Below are 17106 nucleotides of genomic sequence, written 5' to 3' on the forward strand. Positions count from 1 at the left end.
TCACGGCGTCACCGGTGGCACACCGAGCAATCCGTCAGGTGCTCCGTCGCGATGAGGTAGTGTCGGATCAGCGCCTCGCCGCGCGCGCGCTGATCCGGCGGCGGCGTCCAGTGCGGGTCGTAGATCGCGGATTCCGGCCGCAGGTTCGGCACGGGATCGCGATGGCAGTTGAGACACCACCCCATCGTCAGCGGCGCCGCCTGGCGGATCAGCGGCATGCGCGCGACGTCGCCGTGACAGGTGGAGCAGCCCACGCCTTTCGCGACATGGATGCTGTGGTCGAAATAGACATAGCCCGGCAGGTTGTGGACGCGCTGCCAGTGCAGCGGCCGCCCGGCCGCCAGGCTCTCCCGCACCGGCGCCAGCATCGGCGCATTCGTCCAGAGCTGCGAATGGCAGGTCATGCAGGTCTCGGTCGGCGGCAGCCCGGCGAAGCGCGATTCCGCCGCGGAGGTGTGGCAGTAGCGGCAATCCAGGCCGAGGCCGCCGACGTGATGCTCGTGGCTGAAGGGCACGGGCTGGGCGAGGATCCTGTCCTGCCCCGTCACATGCGGCGTGAAGGGCAGCGCCATGGCGACGCCCAGCGCCGCGACGGGCAACGCCACGATCGCGAAGAGGCCCGCGCGCGCAGCGGCATTCGACCAGGGCGGGAAGAGCTGAGCCACGCTCGGTCACGGACGAGGAGGCCGGAGGGCGGCGGCGCGGTGCGGGCTGGTGGAGCACATGGTGTCGCCCTTGCTGAGCAGAACGCTGGTCACCGCCCGGCCTTTGGTGTCGCCAACGTGGCCAGGGCGATGCGGTTCTCCCCTTACGTGCTGCTACGGAGAGGCCGCCCGCCCGCGTCAGCGCGGGAGCGCGTAGGCGATGATGCTGTCCCCCGCATCGGTCCCGAGCGAGCCGTGTCCGCCCGCCGCCACCAGCACGTATTGGCGACCATCCGCGCCCTGGTAGGTCATCGGCGTCGCCTGTCCGCCGGCGGGCAGCCGCGCCATCCAGATCTCGCGACCCGTCGCCACGTCATAGGCGCGCAGGTAGTAGTCCAGCGTGCCGGAGAGGAAGGCGACGCCGCCAGCCGTGACGATCGGCCCGCCGAGGTCCGGCACGCCCATGCGGAAGGGCAGCGGCAGCGGCGTGAGGTCACGCACCGTGCCATTTCGATGCATCCAGGCGATGCGGCCGGTGAGCAGGTCGGCGCCGGCCACGTAGCCCCAGGGCGGGGCCTGGCAGGGCAGCGCGATGGGTGAGAGGAAGGGCTTCAACTCCACCGCATAGGGCGCGCCGAAATTCTCGTTCAGCGCGGGCAGCGCGCCCTCTGGCGGCGTGTCGTTGACATAGAGGTCGTGATCGTTCGCGCGCGGCACCAGCCGCGAGACGAAGGCGAGGTAGGCCGGCGTCGTGAACGCGACCTGACGCTGCGGATCCACCGCGACGCCGCCCCAGTTGAAGACACCGAAATTGCCGGGATAGACGATCGAGCCCTGTAACGACGGCGGGGTGAAGCGGCCCTCGTAGCGCAGGCGGTGGAACTGGATGCGGCAGGCCAACTGGTCGAACAGCGTCGCGCCCCACATGTCGCGCTCCCGCAGCCGCGGCGGTTCGAAGGACAGCGCCGACACCGGCTGGGTCGGCGCGGCATGGTCGCCGCGCAACGTGCCCTGCGGCGCGGGGACCTCGCGCACCGGCAGCAGCGGCTCGCCGGTGCGGCGGTCGAGGACGAAGAGCTCGCCCTGCTTGGTCGGCTGAACCAAAGCCGGCACGCGCTGCCCGTTAACTGTCAGGTCGACGAGGCTCGGCTGCGCCGGCACGTCATAGTCCCAGAGGTCATGATGCACAGTCTGGAACCGCCAGCGCACCCGGCCCGTCGCGAGATCGAGCGCGACGATGGAGGAGGAGAAGCGCTCCACCGCCGGGCTGCGGTTCGCACCCCACTGATCCGGCGGCTGGTTGCCGAGCGGGACATAGACCAGGCCGAGCGTCTCGTCGGCGGCCATCGTCGTCCAGCTGTTCGGCGAGTTCGGCGTGTAGTGCTCGCCGGCGGGCAGAGGCGCGGTCTGGTCCGGGTTGCCCGAATCCCAGTTCCAGACCAGCGCGCCGGTTCGAATGTCGAAGGCACGGATGACGCCGGACTGCTCATGCGTCGAGACGTTGTCGAGCACCGTCCCGCCCACGATCACCAGCCCGCCCGCCACCACCGGCGGCGAGGTGGAGTAGTAGGCGCCAGGATCCACGTTCGGCATGTTCGCCCAGAGGTTCACCTGCCCCGTGCCATCGCCGAAGTCGCGGCAGACCGCGCCGGTGGCGGGATCGAGCGCGATGAGCCGGCCATCGGCGGTCGGCATCAGCAGCTTCGCGTCGCAGCTCGTCGCCTGGGCACCGTCCGCTGCCGCGACGGGCATATCTGAGACCGGGGACGGCGCGGCGGCGACCTGCCGCGGCGAGCCCGGCGCGGCCGCGTTGGGCCCGGTGCGGCCGCCGGGGAAATAGGCCAAGCCCCGACAGGTCAGGTGCTGCAGTGCGAGGTGGCCCCGGATCCGCGGGTCATAGCGCCAGGCCTCGCGGCCGGTTGTCGCGTCCAGCGCGACCACGTCCTGATGCGGCGTGCAGAAATAAAGGCGATCGCCGATCTTCAGCGGCGTGACCTCGAAGGTGGTCTCCTTCGGATCGCCTGCGCGCCCGCGCAGGTCGCCCGTGTGATAGTGCCAGGCGACCTCCAGTCGCGAGACATTGTCCGGCGTGATCTGCGCGAGCGGCGACCAGCGCTGACCCGCCTCGGTGCGCCCATAGGCGTGCCACTCGCCGGGCGGCACGGCCGCGGCGGACGGACTGCTGGCGCCGCGGATCTCGGGCAGCGAGCCGTCAATGCGATGTGGGTCGGTAAACCACGACGCCGCAGCGACGCCGAGCGCCGCCAGCACGGTCAGCGACAGCGCGAGCCCACCGCCGCGCAGCGGGGAGACCTGCGCGCCGGCCGCGCGGCCGAGAGCGCGGGTGATCCAGGGCGTCAGCAACAGCAGCCCGACCAGCACGACCACGTCGCCCCGCGCAGCGAGCGGCCACCAGTCGAGGCCAGCTTCCCACAATGACCAGAGAAGCGTTCCGCCGACCAGCAGGGCCGCGCCCCAGAGCGCTGCGCGCTCGCCCCGCGCCAGCATCGCGCCCGTCCCCGCCATGACGATCCCGCAGGCGACGTAGAACCAGGACCCACCGAGCACGGCGAGCCAGAGGCCGGCGAGCGCCAGCACGATCCCAAGGAGAGCGACCGGATATCCGGCCAGCTTCAGGACCAGCGGTGGCTTGGCAGTGGTCATGGCGCGTCGCCTTCCTGCGCGGGATCAGCGTGGCGGCAAGGGAGTGCGCTTTGCCTGCCGCGATGCATGGACTTGCTCAAGGGACCTGGCCGTCCAGCCGGATCAGGGCGAGGCCGGTCTGCGGGTCGTGGACGCGCTGCAGATGCGTGGGCGATTCGGTCACCACGATCTCGAGCGTCGGCCGCACCTCGCCGCGCTCGAGGTCGCCGCCCATCGCGCTGCCGTCCCGGCGGCCGAGCACGGCGTGGAGGTGAAGCTTCGGCTGCCCCTCCGTATCGAGCGCGATGTCGCCGAGGAGCGAGACCACCTCGACCTGCTCCTCGACCGGGATGGGCCGGTACTGCTTCGCTTCCCAGTCGAACCAGCGGATCGTAGCGCAACGCAGGGCGCCGATCGCGCTGAGCTGCGCGCCCGAAAGCCCTTCATCTTCGGCCAGGCGGTGCAGGCTGTTGCGCACCTCGTCCCCGGTCTCCAGCACGACGACGAAGGTCCGCTGGCCATTCGCCTCGTGCACCAGCCTGCTCTGCATCGGCATCTCCGGATGGCTGCAGCCCTGAGCCAGCGCGGTGAATTCATCGCAGTTGCCTAAGGGCCACTACGGAGGTGGCGGAACACGCACCACGAGGGGGCGTTGAGGTGGCTCCCGGACCGGCGCAAGCGAGGATAGGCCGCGGGAGTTGCCGAGCAGTGAGGGGCAGCGCGCATGGCGAAGACGGTCGGCGATTTCATCTGGCAGAGGCTGCGGGACTGGGGCGTCAGGCGCGTCTTCGGCTTTCCGGGCGACGGCATCAACGGCCTGATCGGCGCGCTCGATAGGACGGAGGACGCCATCGACTTCGTGCAGGTGCGGCATGAGGAGATGGCCGCCTTCATGGCCTGCGCGCATGCCAAGTTCACCGGCGAGGTCGGCGTCTGCCTCGCCACCTCCGGCCCCGGTGCGATCCATCTGCTGAACGGGCTCTACGACGCGCGCCTCGATCACATGCCGGTACTGGCGATCGTCGGCCAGCAGGCGCGCGCCGCGCTCGGTGGCCACTACCAGCAGGAAGTGGACCTGCAGTCGCTGTTCAAGGATGTCGCCGGCGCCTTCGTGCAGCAGGCCAGCGTGCCGGACCAGATCCGCCACCTCGTGGACCGCGCCATGCGCATCGCCATGGCGGAGCGCCGCGTCACCTGCATCATCATCCCGAACGACCTGCAGGAACTGGACGCCGTGGAAGTGCCGCCGCGCAAGCACGGCACGGTGCATTCCGGCATCGGCTATGAGAAGCCTCTCGTCATCCCGACGCAGGCCCAGATCCGGCACGCGGCCGAGGTGCTGAACGCTGGCTCCAAGGTCGCGATGCTGGTCGGGGCCGGCGCGCTGCATGCGACGGACGAAGTGATCGCGGTGGCGGAGCGGCTGGGCGCCGGCGTCGCCAAGGCGCTGCTCGGCAAGGCCGCGGTGCCCGACGACCTGTCTTTCGTCACCGGCTCCATCGGCCTGCTCGGCACCCGGCCGAGCTGGGAGATGATGATGGAATGCGACACGCTGCTGATGGTCGGCAGCGGCTTCCCCTATTCCGAGTTCCTGCCGAAGGAAGGCCAGGCGCGCGGCGTGCAGGTGGACATCGAGCCCGGCATGCTGAGCCTCCGCTACCCCATGGAGATCAGCCTCGTCGGCGACAGCAAGGCGACGCTGGAAGCGCTGCTGCCTCTGCTGCAGCCGAAGGCGGACCGGTCGTGGCGCGACCGGATCGAGAGCAACGTCGCGGAATGGTGGCGCACGCTGGAAGCCCGCGCCATGCACCCCGCCGATCCCATCAACCCGCAGCGCGTCTTCTGGGATCTGTCGCCGCGCCTGCCCGACCGCTGCATCATCGCCGGCGATTCCGGTTCTCACACCAACTGGTACGCGCGCGACGTCCGCCTGCGCAGCGGGATGATGGCCTCGCTCTCCGGCGGGCTGGCGACCATGGGGTCCGGCATGCCGTATGCGGTGGGCGCGAAGTTCGCCTATCCCGACCGGCCGGTGCTCGCGATCTGCGGCGACGGCGCGATGCAGATGAACGGCATGAACGTGCTGATCACCGTCGCCAAATACTGGCAGCGCTGGTCCGACCCGCGGCTCGTCTGCCTCGTCCTGAACAACCGCGACCTGAACCAGGTGACCTGGGAGCAGCGGGTGATGGCGGGCGACCCGAAGTTCCTGGGATCGCAGAGCCTGCCCGACATCCCGTATCACCGCTACGCGGAGCTTCTCGGCCTCAAGGGCATCTTCGTGGACAACCCGGACCGCATCGCCTCGGCCTGGGACGAAGCCTTCGCCGCCGATCGCCCGACGGTCGTCGAGTTCTACACCGACCCGAACGTCCCGCCCCTGCCGCCTCACATCACGCTGGCAGAGGCGCGCGCCTTCGTCTCCTCGATGGTCGGTGAGCCGGAACTCGGCAGCGTGCTGAAGAACACGGCGCGCGAGATCATCGCCACGCTGATGCCCGGCACCGGCCAGAAGGAAGAAGCGCCGGGCAAGAGCTGAGGGTGCCGCGATGCGCGCTGTCGCCCCCGCACCGGGTATCGAGGCGCCGGGCTCCGCCTTCTCCCCGCTGGCGCCCAGTCCGGCGCAGCTCGGCGGATCGCCGCCCCGCTGGCTCTATGCCGGCCGCGACCCTGCGCGCGCCATCACCATCGAGGACCTGCGCGCGATGGCGCATCGCTTCCTGCCCGATTTTGCGCTGGGCTACCTGGAGGGTGGCGCCGAGCAGGAGCAGACGCTGGCGCGCAACCTGGCCGCGCTGGCGGCCTGGCGCTTCCTGCCGCGCGCGCTGGTGGATGTCTCCCACCGGAGCGTTTCGTCCACGCTGTTCGGGCGCCCCGTCCCGATCCCCGTCGTCATCGCGCCGACCGGCCTCAACGGGCTGTTCCGCGCAGGCGCCGACCGCATGCTGGCCGAGGCCTCGGCGGCCGCCGGCATTCCCTTCACCCAGAGCACCATGTCGAACATGGCGATGGAGCAGGTGCGCGCGGGACTCGATGACCTCCGCCACTGGTGGCAGCTCTATGTCTTCGGCCCGCCCGAGGTGCAGGAGGCCCTGGTCGCGCGCGCCGAGCATGCGGGCTGCGAAGCCTTGGTCGTCACGACGGACGCGCAGATCTTCGGCGACCGGTCCTGGAGCAGCCACCATTTCGTCAGCCCGGGCCGTCTGACCTGGCGGTCGCTCGGGGGAGCCGCGCTGCATCCGCGCTGGCTCGCTGCGACAATGCTGCGCCGTCCCGGCATGCCGGCGTTCGAGAACATCATCGAATTCGTGCCGAAGGAGCACCAGGGCTTCTACGACAGCGCCTTCTGGGTGCGGGACCGGATGGACAAGGCGCTGGACTGGGAGACGATGCGCCGCATCCGCGCACTCTGGCCACGCCGGCTGCTGGTCAAGGGCCTGGTCCGACCGGAGGACGTCGCCCGCGCCGCGGAGATCGGCGCCGACGGCGTCGTCATGTCGGACCATGGCGGCAGGCAGCTCGACAGCGCCGTCGCGCCGCTCGAGATGCTGCCGGAAGCGCGGCGCCTCGTCGGCAAGGGCTTCACCATCCTGGTCGATGGCGGGATCCGGCGCGGCGCCGACGTGCTGAAGGCAATCGCGCTGGGCGCGGATGCCGTGCAGATCGGGCGTGCCGCGCTGTACGGCGTCGCGGCGGCGGGCGCGGCCGGCGTGACGCGCGCCATCGCGATCCTAACGGAGGAGATGGACCACACGCTCGGGCTGATGGGCGCGACATCCCTGGCCGAGCTCAGCCCCGACATGCTCGCCCGCTGACACGAGGACACCGAGATGACCGTTGCGAACCGCCCGCATGTCATGCGGCGCGAGGTGCGCCATGACGCCCATGGTCGTGTAAGCGCAGCCTTCACGAGTGAGCCGGGGCTGGATCCCGCGCGCCTCGCCGAGGCACTGCGGCGCGAGACCGGCGCGGAGGTGCGCTTCGATGCCGGCAGCCGCGCGCTCTACGCCACGGATTCTTCGAACTACCGCCAGGTGCCGATCGGCGTCGTGGTGCCGCGCAGCAACGAGGACGTGGTGCGCGCCATGTCGGTCTGCCGCCGCTTCGGCGTGCCGGTCTTCCCGCGCGGCGGCGGCACGGCGCTGGCGGGGCAGAGCACGAACACGGCGGTGATCTTCGACTTCTCGAAATACCTGCACCACGTGCTGGAGGTGGACCCCGTGCGTCGCGTCGCCCGCGTCGAGCCCGGCTGCATCCTCGACGTGCTGCGCCAGGCCGCGAACCGCCACCAGCTGACCTTCGGCCCCGACCCCGCCACGCACACGCGCAACACGCTCGGCGGCATGATCGGCAACAACTCCTGCGGGCCGCACTCCGTCATGGCCGGCCGCACCGCCGACAATGTCGAGACGCTGGAGGTGCTGACCTATGACGGGCTGCGCCTGACCGTCGGGAAGACGAACGCGGAAGAGTTCCAGGCCATTCTCGCCGCCGGCGGCCGCCGCGCGGAGATCTACCGCGCCATGGACGCATTCCGGCAGCGCTACGGTGAGCTGATCCGCGCACGCTATCCGAAGATCCCGCGTCGCGTCTCCGGTTATTGCGACCTCGACAAGCTGCTGCCTGAGCACGGCTTCGACGTCGCCAAGGCACTGGTCGGCACCGAGGGCACGCTGGTCACCGTCCTGGAAGCGACGCTGCGCCTGGTGCCGGATCCGCCGGAGCGTTCGATGGTCGTGCTCGCCTTCGACAGCATCTTCGAGGCCGCGGACGTCGTTCCCCGCGTGCTGGAATTCGGCCCGATCGCGGTCGAGGGCATAGACCACTTCCTGATCGAGGGCATGCAGCGCAAGCACCTCGAGGCCGGCAACATCCGCATCCTACCCGACGCGCATGACTGGCTCGTCGTCGAGTTCAACGGCTGGACCGAGGAGGAAGCGATCGCGAAGGCGGATCGGCTGAAGGCCGCCTTCGCCGACCGCCCCGGCATCCGCGCCAAGCTGGTGAAGGACGAACCGGACGAGGAGAAGATATGGAAGGTGCGGGAGGCCAGCCTGCCCGGCAGCACCTATGTGCCCGGCCGCCCGGAGACCTGGGAAGGTTGGGAGGACAGCGCGGTGCCGCCCGACAGGCTCGGCGCCTATCTCCGCGACTTCCACGCGCTGCTCGACCGCTACGGCTACCAGACGCCGCTCTACGGGCATTTCGGCGATGGCTGCGTGCATTCGCGCATCAGCTACGACATCCGCCACGAGCAGGGCGTCGAGACCTGGCGGCGCTTCCTGGACGAGGCAGCGGATCTGGTGGTGCGGTACGGCGGCTCGCTGTCGGGCGAGCATGGCGACGGCCAGTCCAAGGCCGCGCTGCTCGAGAAGATGTACGGGCCCGAGCTCGTCCACGCCTTCCGGGAGTTCAAGACGATCTGGGACCCGGCCGGGCGGATGAACCCGGGCAAGGTGGTGGACCCCTACCCCATCACCTCGAACCTGCGGCTTGGCCCGGACTACCGGCCGCCCCGGATCCCGACCTGGTTCGACTATTCGGACGTCGGCGGCTTTCACCGCGCGGCGGAACGCTGCCTCGGCGTTGCGGTCTGCCGGCGCACCGACACCAAGGGCGAGGTGATGTGCCCGAGCTATCTCGCGACGCGGGAGGAGGAGCACAGCACGCGCGGCCGGGCGCGCATGCTGTTCGAGATGGTGCATGGCGGCGCGATCGAGCAGGGCTGGCGCAGCGATGCAGTGCACGACGCGCTGCATCTCTGCCTCGGCTGCAAGGGCTGCAAGAGCGATTGCCCCGTGCATGTGGACATGGCGACCTGGAAGGCCGAGTTCCAGGCGCATTACTACAAGGGTCGCCTGCGCCCGCGTGCGGCCTTCGCGATGGGCATGATCCAGGACTGGGCGCCGATCGCCGCCGCCGCACCCGGCGCGGTCAATGCGCTGCTGCGCACGCCGGGTCTCTCGCGCCTGGCCAAATGGGCCGGCGGCATCGCGCCGCAGCGGCGCATCCCGCCTTTCGCCGCGGAGGCCTTCACGCGCTGGTTCGCCCGTCGCGACTCGCCGCGCGGCAGCGGCCGTCGCGTGCTGCTATGGCCGGATACCTTCAACAACTTCTTCCGCCCGGAGACCGCAAAAGCCGCGGTTCGTCTGCTGGAGGCCACGGGTTGGGACGTGCACATCCCCGCGCGCCCGCTCTGTTGCGGCCGCCCGCTCTATGACTGGGGCATGCTGGATCGGGCGACGCGGCTCTGGCGGCAGACGCTCGAGACGCTCCGGCCGGAGATCGAGGCCGGCACGCCGCTGGTCGGGCTGGAGCCTGCCTGCGTCACCGCTTTCCTCGATGAGCTGCCGGGCCTCTTCCCCAAGGACGATCTGGCGCGCCGGCTCAGCGCCCATACCTTCCACATCGCCGACTTCCTGATGCGTGAGTCCGACCGGCTCCCGCTGCAACGCGTGCCGGACCAGCAGGCCAAGGTGCAGATCCACTGCCACCACCACGCGGTGATCCGGCCATCGGGTGAGCGCGCGCTGCTCGACCGTCTCGGCCTGCACTACGAGGTGATGCCCTTCGGCTGCTGCGGGATGGCCGGCGCCTTCGGCTTCGAAGCGGAGAAATACGACGTCTCCCAGACGATCGCCGAGCGCGGGCTGTTCCCTGCGCTGCGCGCCGCGCCGGGCGACGCCTGGGTCGTCGCCGACGGATTCTCCTGCCGCGAGCAGATCGAGCAGGGCACGGGCCGCGGGACGGCGCATGTCGCAGAGCTGGCGGCAGCGTGCCTGTCCCGGCCGGGCCAGGCGTGACCGCATGGCCGGCGCCGCGCGCCGCAACGGTTGCCTAGGTAGCACTCCGGACTGTGCCGGGCTGCGCCGCTGCTCATCTTCCCATGCGCGAGTGATCCGGAGGAGAACGCATGACAGGCAGACAGCTTCCCGGCGCGGTCCTTGCGGCCGTGCTGCTCGGCGGTGCGGCGACCTTGGCGCCGACTGCCGTGTCCGCGCAGCCCGGCAAGGGCTGGGGCGAGGCGCAAGACGCGACCGGCCACGACGCCAGGCTGCAGGACCTCGCGCGCGAGGCGCTCGCCCGCGGCTATATCGACGGCCGGCTTGCCGCGCATTCGGCCGCCTCGGGCCAGGCCTCGGGCGCGGATGCCCGCGCGCCGATGCCGGGCGACGGCGGCGGCCGGGGCGACCGGCACATGGTCATGGTCCCGGGCGTGCTGCCGGACACGCCGGCCTATCGCGGCATGCAGCACTTCGCCCTGATGCCGGTCTACACGCCTTCCGTGGACTGGCTTTTCACCGCCGCGCAAAGCCTGCGCGAGGCGGTCCAGGCAATGGCGCAGCAGCCGCCAAGCGATCAGCGGAACGAGGCGATGTCCCGCGCGCGCCAGGCCCTGATCGAGACGCAGGAGGCGATGCTGCAACTGCCGCCGGAGATGCGCACCCGCTAGCGCGACGGGCATAGGACAACCACGAGGAGACGAAGCGATGATGCATGCGAAGACCACCACGGCGATGCTGGCCGCCGCGCTCGCGGCCGGCGCCCTCGGCATGGGCAGCGCCGCAGCACAGGGCTACCAGGCAGGCCCGGCAACGGAGCGCTACGCGCAATCCGACAATGGCTACCTGCGCGAACTCTACGAACGCGGCTACCGGCTGGGACGCGAGGACGAGCGCCGCCAATCCTCCGGCCAGTATGGCGCGGGCCAGTCATACGGCATGGGCCAGCAGGCCGCCGGCCAGGGCGGCGGCTGGAACGACGACCAGGGCGTGCTCATCCTGCTGATCGACCGCGACCGTCAGCAGCAGGCCATGCGCGACCTGCGGCAGTCCCTGCAGGAGGCACGGACAGCGTTGCAGCAGGGCGACCAGAACCGCGCCCGCTCCGCGCTGGATCAGGCCGACCAGGTGTTCCGCCAGGCCGATGCGCAGCGCGGCCAGCAGCAGGTGGACCGGGCGCTCTCGCAGGCCGAGCAGGCCCTGCAGCGCGGCGACCGACAAGGTGTGCAGGCCGCGATCCAGCAGGCCCGCCAGGCCTTGCGTGGCGACGGCGGGACCGGAAACGCCGGCGCGCAGCCCCCGGCCAACCAGCAGCAGTCCTCCTCCGGCAGCAACGCGGCCATGGCCGGCAGCTCGGGCGGCTCATCCGCGCCGGCGGCGGGGTCGGCGGGTAGCCCCGGCTCGCCGGCGCAGGGCGCGACACGCTAGCGCCGCCTGCCCCCGCGCAGCAGGCGGTCGCCGATGCCCGAGCACGACGTCGTCCGCAACCGCCTGCTCGCCGTCCTCGTGGGCCTGGCCTCGGTGGCCGCGCTCAAGTGGAGCTATCCTGTTTCGATGCCGCTCGCTGCGGCGGCCTTCGTCGTCGCCGCAGCCTGGCCGGTGAAGACCGGCCTCGATCGCGTGGTGCCGGCCTGGGCGAGCTATGCCGGCACGGTGCTGGTCCTGCTGGTCATCTGCATCGCCTTCGTCGCTGCCCTCTATGTCTCCGTCTCGCAGCTCGTCGGCACGCTCGTCGAGCGCCGGGGGCAGTTCGAGGCCATCTACGCCCGCGCCACCGGATGGGCCGCGGCGCATGGCCTGCCGGTGATCAGCGGCGACGACGGCTATCGGCGCCTGCTCGGCGTCGCGAAGGCCGTCCTGGCGGATATCTGGACGATCGGCGCCTATGTCTGTCTCGTCGCCATCCTGGTGCTGTTCGGGCTGCAGGAAGTGTCCGCCGCGACACGTCGGCTGCGCCGGTCCACCCTGTCCGAGGAGGCCGACCGGATCATCGCCACCGCGGAGCAGATCTCGACGAAGGTCCGCGATTATGCGGGCGTGACGGCGCTGACGAGCGTGCTGACGGGCGCGGCCTGCGCGGGTTGGGCCGCGGTGACCGGGCTGGAGTTGGCGATGCTGTGGGGCATCCTGAACTTCCTGCTGAACTTCTTTCCCGTGGTCGGGAACATCGCGGGCATCGTCCCGCCGACGTTGTTCGCCGTGGTGCAGTTCGGGCTCGGTGCGCATGCGGCGATCGTGTTCGCGGGTTATGCGACCATCCAGATCGTGATCAGCAACCTCGTCTATCCCTGGCTGCAGGGCCGCGGCGTGTCGCTTTCGCCCACGGCCATCCTCATCGCGCTGGTCTTCTGGGGCTGGGCCTGGGGGGCGGCGGGCGGCCTGATGGCCATCCCGCTCACCGCGGCCTTCGTCGTGACCTGCGCCCAATTCCGCGCGACAGGCTGGATCGCCCGGCTGCTGTCGCGCGAATGAGGCGCGGCGGAACACGGCGCGCCAAATCGCGTTCCCGGGCGGTCATCGCCTGGCATATCGCCGAGGTGCCGGGCCGCAGCAGAGGCAAATGCGGATGAGCGAGAGCAGCCGCCCCCTCGGATCCTCACCGGTCGTCGTGGTCACCGGCGCCTCCGCCGGTGTCGGCCGCGCGACAGCGATCGCCTTCGCCCGGCGCGGCTACCGCGTCGCGCTGCTCGCGCGCGGGCAGGCGGGGCTCGCCGGCGCGCGGCACGATGTCGAGGCCGCGGGCAGCGAGGCGCTGACGGCGCCGACGGACGTCGCCGACGCCGAGGCCGTTTACCAGGCCGCCGACCGCGTCATGGCGCGCTGGGGCCGGATCGACGTCTGGGTCAATGACGCGATGGAGACGGTGGTCGGGCCGGTGGACCGCATCACGCCGGCCGAATTCCGCCGCGTGACGGAGGTGACCTATCTCGGCACGGTGCATGGGACGCTTGCAGCGCTGCGGCACATGCGCCCGCGCAACCGCGGCACGATCGTCCAGATCGGATCCGCCCTGTCCTACCGCGCCATCCCGCTGCAATCCGCGTATTGCGGGGCCAAGTTCGCCATCCGCGGCTTCACGGATTCGCTGCGGACGGAGTTGATCCACGACCGCAGCCGGATCCGGCTGACGATGTTGCAACTGCCCGGCGTCAACACGCCGCAATTCGACTGGTCGCACATGCATTTCGGGCGCCGCCACCAGCCCGTCGGCGCCTGCTACCAGCCCGCAGCCGTCGCCGCCGAGGTCGTGCGTGCGGCGGAACACCCTACCCGCGAGCGCTGGCTCGGCTTTCCGGCCGTGCAGGCGATCCTTGGCGCGATGCTCGCGCCCGGCTTCGCCGACCGGTATCTCGCGCGCACGGCCTATGAGGGCCAATTGTCCGACAGGCCTGTCCTCCCCGGAGAGCCGGACACGCTGCAAGGTCCGGCGCCGACGGACCACGGCGCCAACGGGCGCTTCGACGCCTGCGCGAAACGCCGTCTCCACGCGGTGGAGCCGCCGATGCTTCGCGGTGTGGCGGCCCTGTGCTGCGTCGGCATTGCGGCAGCCGGCTTCGCGCTGGGTCGACGCTTCGGCCCCATGCAATGGCGCGTTTGGCGAAGCGGCTGTATCCGCGTGCACCTGCCTGCGCGCACTCCAGTCCTGCGTCGAGCAGTCCGTCGGTCGCGCCGAGCAGCAAGGTGCGCGGCGTCACGGGCAGGAGATGCGACACCCGGGCCGACCACCCGGCCTACGCCTGCTACTCCGCCGGCGCAGGAGCGTAGACCCGTATCGCCTGCTTTAGCAGACGAAATCGCGCGGGCGTTTGTGTCCTGATCTCGCCATCGGCGTTAATCGGCTTCGGACGCCGTGTGCGAAGCACCAGTTCGGTCGTCCGGAAAGCGCGCACGTCGCGCCAACTGCCATGTGTTCCCCGTCGCAGCCACGGCAGCAGCGCGAGCAGGCGCCACCAATGCGCCACCTCCAGGCTGTAGACGTCCAGGCTGCCGTCATCAGGCTGCGCCGACGACGCCACTGTCAGCCCGCCGCCATAGAAGCGGCCATTCCCGACAGCAACCTGGAGCGTCTTGAAATGCTCGGTCGTCCCATCATGATCGAGCCACACGCTGAAGGGTCTGGCGCTGCGTAGAAGGCGGAGCGCCGCGAGCCCATAACCCAGCCTGCCCCACTTCTTCTTCGCCTCCGCGCCCAGGTCCCGAGCCAGATCCGCGCTGAAGCCGAGGCTCGCGACATTGAAGTAGGGATGCCCGTTCACCTCCCCCAGATCGATGCTCCTGGTATGGCCGCCCGCGATGATGTGGGCAGCCGCGACAGGGTCCGGTGGAATGCCCAGGGTGCGCGCCAGGTCGTTGGCCGTGCCCATCGGCAGGATCCCGAGAGTAAGCCCTGCATCGAACAGCGCCGTGGCCGCTTCGTTGAGCGTGCCGTCCCCTCCACCGAGGACGACACAGTCCAGGTCCTCGTCGGCGCGCTGGCGAATGGCATCGGAAACCGTCTGGCCAGGTGCCGATGCATGCACCTCGACGGTCATCCCGGACGCACGCAGGACGTCCAGCACCTCCGAGATGTCGGCATCGCCGCGACGCGCACCGGGGTTGACGACCAGCAACGCACGCCGGGAGGAGCATGACGCGACATCCGCCGGATCCAACTTCGAGGCCTCCGTGAAGATCATCTTGCAGCGCCAGGATCGGCTGCCATGCGCCGACGACGCGGTGCAGACGCTTCTTCCGGTTCCGGTGGAACGCGCATCCGGCGCGGCACGTTGCCATGCAGCCTGTAACATCGCGGGGCCGGAACCGATGCAGCCAGCCGTCACCGGAACGGACGAGAGCCGGCGCGCGGTCGCCGCGGCGACTGTCGGCAATGTTCTCGAGTGGTACGACTTCAGCGTCTACGCCTTCTTCGCCGCGACGATTGGCCGGGAGTTCTTCCCCTCCGAGGACCCGACCGCCTCGCTGCTCGCCACCTTTGCGGTGTTCGGCGTGGGCTTCGTTGTCCGTCCGCTCGGCGGCATCGTCATCGGCTGGATGGGTGACCGTTATGGCCGGCGGCCCGCGCTGGTGCTGACCATCATGTTGATGGCAGCGGGCACCGTGGCGATCGGTCTGCTGCCCACCTACGCCGCCATCGGCACCGCCGCACCCGCCCTGCTGGTCGCTGCGAGGCTGCTGCAGGGCTTCTCCGCCGGCGGGGAGTGGGGCGGTTCGACCGCCTTCATGGTGGAATGGGCACCGACAGGCCGGCGCGGCCTGTATGGCAGCTTCCAGCAGATGTCGGTGGCGGCAGGCCTGCTGCTCGGATCCGGCATCGGCGCACTGGTCGCGACGCTGCTGCCGCCCGATGCGCTGGAGGCCTGGGGATGGCGCGTGCCGTTCCTGCTTGGCGGCGTGCTCGGATTGCTTGGACAGTACATGCGACGCCATGTGGGGGAGACGCCAGCATACGAGGCGGCGCCGGCGCAGGGCTCCAGCCAGGCCGATCTGCCGCAGCCTCGCAGCGGCTGGCCCCCCGCAGCTCGCGCGTTCGGCTTCACGATATTCTGGACCGTCTCCTACTACGTGTTCCTCAACTACATGCCGACCTTCACGCGAACGCAGGTCGGCCTCTCGTCGCAGGAGTCGCTCTGGGCGAACACGATCGGGCTGGTGGCGCTCGTGGTGCTTATCCCGCTCACAGGCCTGCTCTCGGACCGTTTCGGTCGCAAGCCGCTGCTGCTCGCCTCCTGCGGCTTCTTTGCCGTCATGACCTGGCCGCTCATGTCGCTCATGCTCGCTCACCACGCAGAGTTCGCCATGGTCGTGCTGATCCAGCTGCTGTTCGGCGTCGCGATCGCGCTGTTCTCCGGCCCCGGGCCGGCCGCCATCGCCGAGATCTTCCCGACGCGAGGGCGCTCCACCTGGATGAGCACCTCCTACGCTCTGGCTGTCGCCCTCTTCGGGGGCTTTGCCCCTTTCGTCGCGACCTGGCTGATCGCCACGAGCGGCAGCCCGATGTCGCCGTCGCTCTACGTCATCGCTGCCGCGGTGGTCTCCTTTCTCACCATCGCGGCCATGCCTGAAACCGCGCGGCGGCCGCTCTCCTGATAGGGGAAGCGCGTGCGCGTCAGGGCGCATCGGGCTGCTGGAGAAGGGCCTCCAATGCCGTCCGGCACCTAGTCTAGGCTGTTTCGCCCGGTGCGGTGCCCGGCTGCCGATGTATCGGTCTCGCGTAGCTCGAGGCAGACCGTCACTCGGCCGCCACGGGCGTGGAACTCGGCGATCAAGCGCGCCGCTTCGGCTTCGTTAGGCGTCCCGCCGGCTGACCGTGCACGGGCAATCTGCGCAGCGACAGTCTGGGCCTGATGAAGGCGCTTCCGGTACATCTCGGCCCTGGTCGGAATGGTTTGGACAACATCGCCAGAGTTCGCTGACGCTGCCTTCGGATCGCTGTCTTGCTTCATCGGCGGCCACTACCAGCGAACAGCCAGAACTGCGACAAGCAACCTTGTCGCCTGACCGTCCGCGGGCACTCTCGCCGATCCGCACTCGAGCCCCACTCGCCTGCATGCTTGCGGACTCAGGTCGTGCGAAGCACGAAGACGCGAGAGCCTCGACGCTTTCGATCGACCAAAGGATTTTTCCGGCGCCACGACGTGCCGTACGGCGACGTGCCGCGCCGACGGCGATCGGCGCATGTCATTCAGAAGGACCAAGCAGGCGGAAGCCGAACTACAACGTGGAACGCAAGGACCGTTAGCGCGCCAAACAGGCAAAGGCGGCGGCGAAATCGGAGAAGCGTGCGGCGAAGGGCGCGGTAGCAGATGAGGCGGCCGCCTCCGCGGTGCGCGAAGGGCACCAGCTCTGCCCACATCGCCATCACGAAACCAGCACGCTGAGGGGGCCGCTTGGACACCTCGATGCAGTTCATGACCGCAACCGGCCGGCTTGATGCTGGTGCGGTGAGGCGCGTTGCTCCGCCGCTGACCTGCTCCACCGACGCAGCTCCCCGAGCACGGTCGGCGGGATGTCGACCGACGCGAGAGTCCGCTGTGGGT

At 70.2% G+C, this 17106-nt stretch carries 12 protein-coding genes; 8 read left to right on the forward strand and 4 right to left on the reverse strand.

The window, feature by feature from the left end:
• Positions 1-8 precede the first annotated feature (8 nt).
• The 3 genes from ACLF3M_RS32605 to ACLF3M_RS32615 form a co-directional block, all read right to left on the reverse strand.
• On the reverse strand, positions 9-665 hold the full coding sequence (locus ACLF3M_RS32605) for a cytochrome c3 family protein (protein ID WP_430661191.1): 657 nt from the start codon (positions 663-665) through the stop codon (positions 9-11).
• Positions 666-842: 177 nt separating this feature from the next.
• Positions 843-3308: a glucose/quinate/shikimate family membrane-bound PQQ-dependent dehydrogenase gene (locus ACLF3M_RS32610; RefSeq protein ID WP_430661192.1), complete on the reverse strand. Its 2466-nt coding sequence runs from the start codon at positions 3306-3308 to the stop codon at positions 843-845.
• Positions 3309-3384: 76 nt separating this feature from the next.
• Positions 3385-3837 carry a PPC domain-containing DNA-binding protein gene (locus tag ACLF3M_RS32615; RefSeq protein ID WP_430661193.1) on the reverse strand — a complete coding sequence of 151 codons (453 nt, stop codon included), beginning with the start codon at positions 3835-3837 and terminating at the stop codon, positions 3385-3387.
• Positions 3838-4011: 174 nt separating this feature from the next.
• Here ACLF3M_RS32615 and ACLF3M_RS32620 point away from each other — a divergent pair, with 174 nt between their 5' ends.
• From ACLF3M_RS32620 to ACLF3M_RS32650, 7 genes are all read left to right on the forward strand, one after another.
• Positions 4012-5826 (forward strand): thiamine pyrophosphate-requiring protein, encoded by a 1815-nt coding sequence (locus ACLF3M_RS32620; RefSeq protein ID WP_430661194.1) that lies wholly within the window; start codon positions 4012-4014, stop codon positions 5824-5826.
• A 10-nt stretch (positions 5827-5836) separates the two neighbouring features.
• The gene (locus ACLF3M_RS32625) at positions 5837-7102 is read left to right on the forward strand and encodes an alpha-hydroxy acid oxidase (RefSeq protein ID WP_430661195.1); all 1266 of its coding nucleotides are present in this window, start codon (positions 5837-5839) and stop codon (positions 7100-7102) included.
• Between the two features lie 15 nt (positions 7103-7117).
• Complete coding sequence (locus ACLF3M_RS32630; RefSeq protein WP_430661196.1) at positions 7118-10090, forward strand: FAD-binding and (Fe-S)-binding domain-containing protein; 2973 nt, start codon at positions 7118-7120, stop codon at positions 10088-10090.
• A gap of 110 nt (positions 10091-10200) precedes the next feature.
• Complete coding sequence (locus tag ACLF3M_RS32635; protein WP_430661197.1) at positions 10201-10740, forward strand: hypothetical protein; 540 nt, start codon at positions 10201-10203, stop codon at positions 10738-10740.
• 37 nt (positions 10741-10777) lie between these two features.
• Positions 10778-11497 carry a hypothetical protein gene (locus ACLF3M_RS32640; protein WP_430661198.1) on the forward strand — a complete coding sequence of 240 codons (720 nt, stop codon included), beginning with the start codon at positions 10778-10780 and terminating at the stop codon, positions 11495-11497.
• Positions 11498-11530: 33 nt separating this feature from the next.
• Positions 11531-12541: an AI-2E family transporter gene (locus tag ACLF3M_RS32645; RefSeq protein WP_430661199.1), complete on the forward strand. Its 1011-nt coding sequence runs from the start codon at positions 11531-11533 to the stop codon at positions 12539-12541.
• A 94-nt stretch (positions 12542-12635) separates the two neighbouring features.
• The gene (locus ACLF3M_RS32650; protein ID WP_430661200.1) at positions 12636-13886 is read left to right on the forward strand and encodes an SDR family oxidoreductase; all 1251 of its coding nucleotides are present in this window, start codon (positions 12636-12638) and stop codon (positions 13884-13886) included.
• On the opposite strand, the gene ACLF3M_RS32655 is transcribed toward ACLF3M_RS32650, so the two are convergent.
• A complete protein-coding gene (locus ACLF3M_RS32655; protein WP_430661201.1) occupies positions 13810-14745 on the reverse strand; it encodes a lipid kinase in 936 nt (311 codons plus the stop codon). The genes ACLF3M_RS32650 and ACLF3M_RS32655 overlap by 77 nt on opposite strands.
• Position 14746: 1 nt before the next feature.
• Between ACLF3M_RS32655 and ACLF3M_RS32660 the strand changes: the two genes are divergently transcribed.
• Positions 14747-16156, forward strand: coding sequence for an MFS transporter (locus ACLF3M_RS32660; RefSeq protein ID WP_430661202.1), 1410 nt, complete (start codon positions 14747-14749; stop codon positions 16154-16156).
• The last annotated feature ends 950 nt before the right edge of the window (positions 16157-17106 follow it).

The sequence above is a fragment of the Falsiroseomonas sp. HW251 genome (genome assembly GCF_050563545.1).
Taxonomy (GTDB): domain Bacteria; phylum Pseudomonadota; class Alphaproteobacteria; order Acetobacterales; family Acetobacteraceae; genus Falsiroseomonas.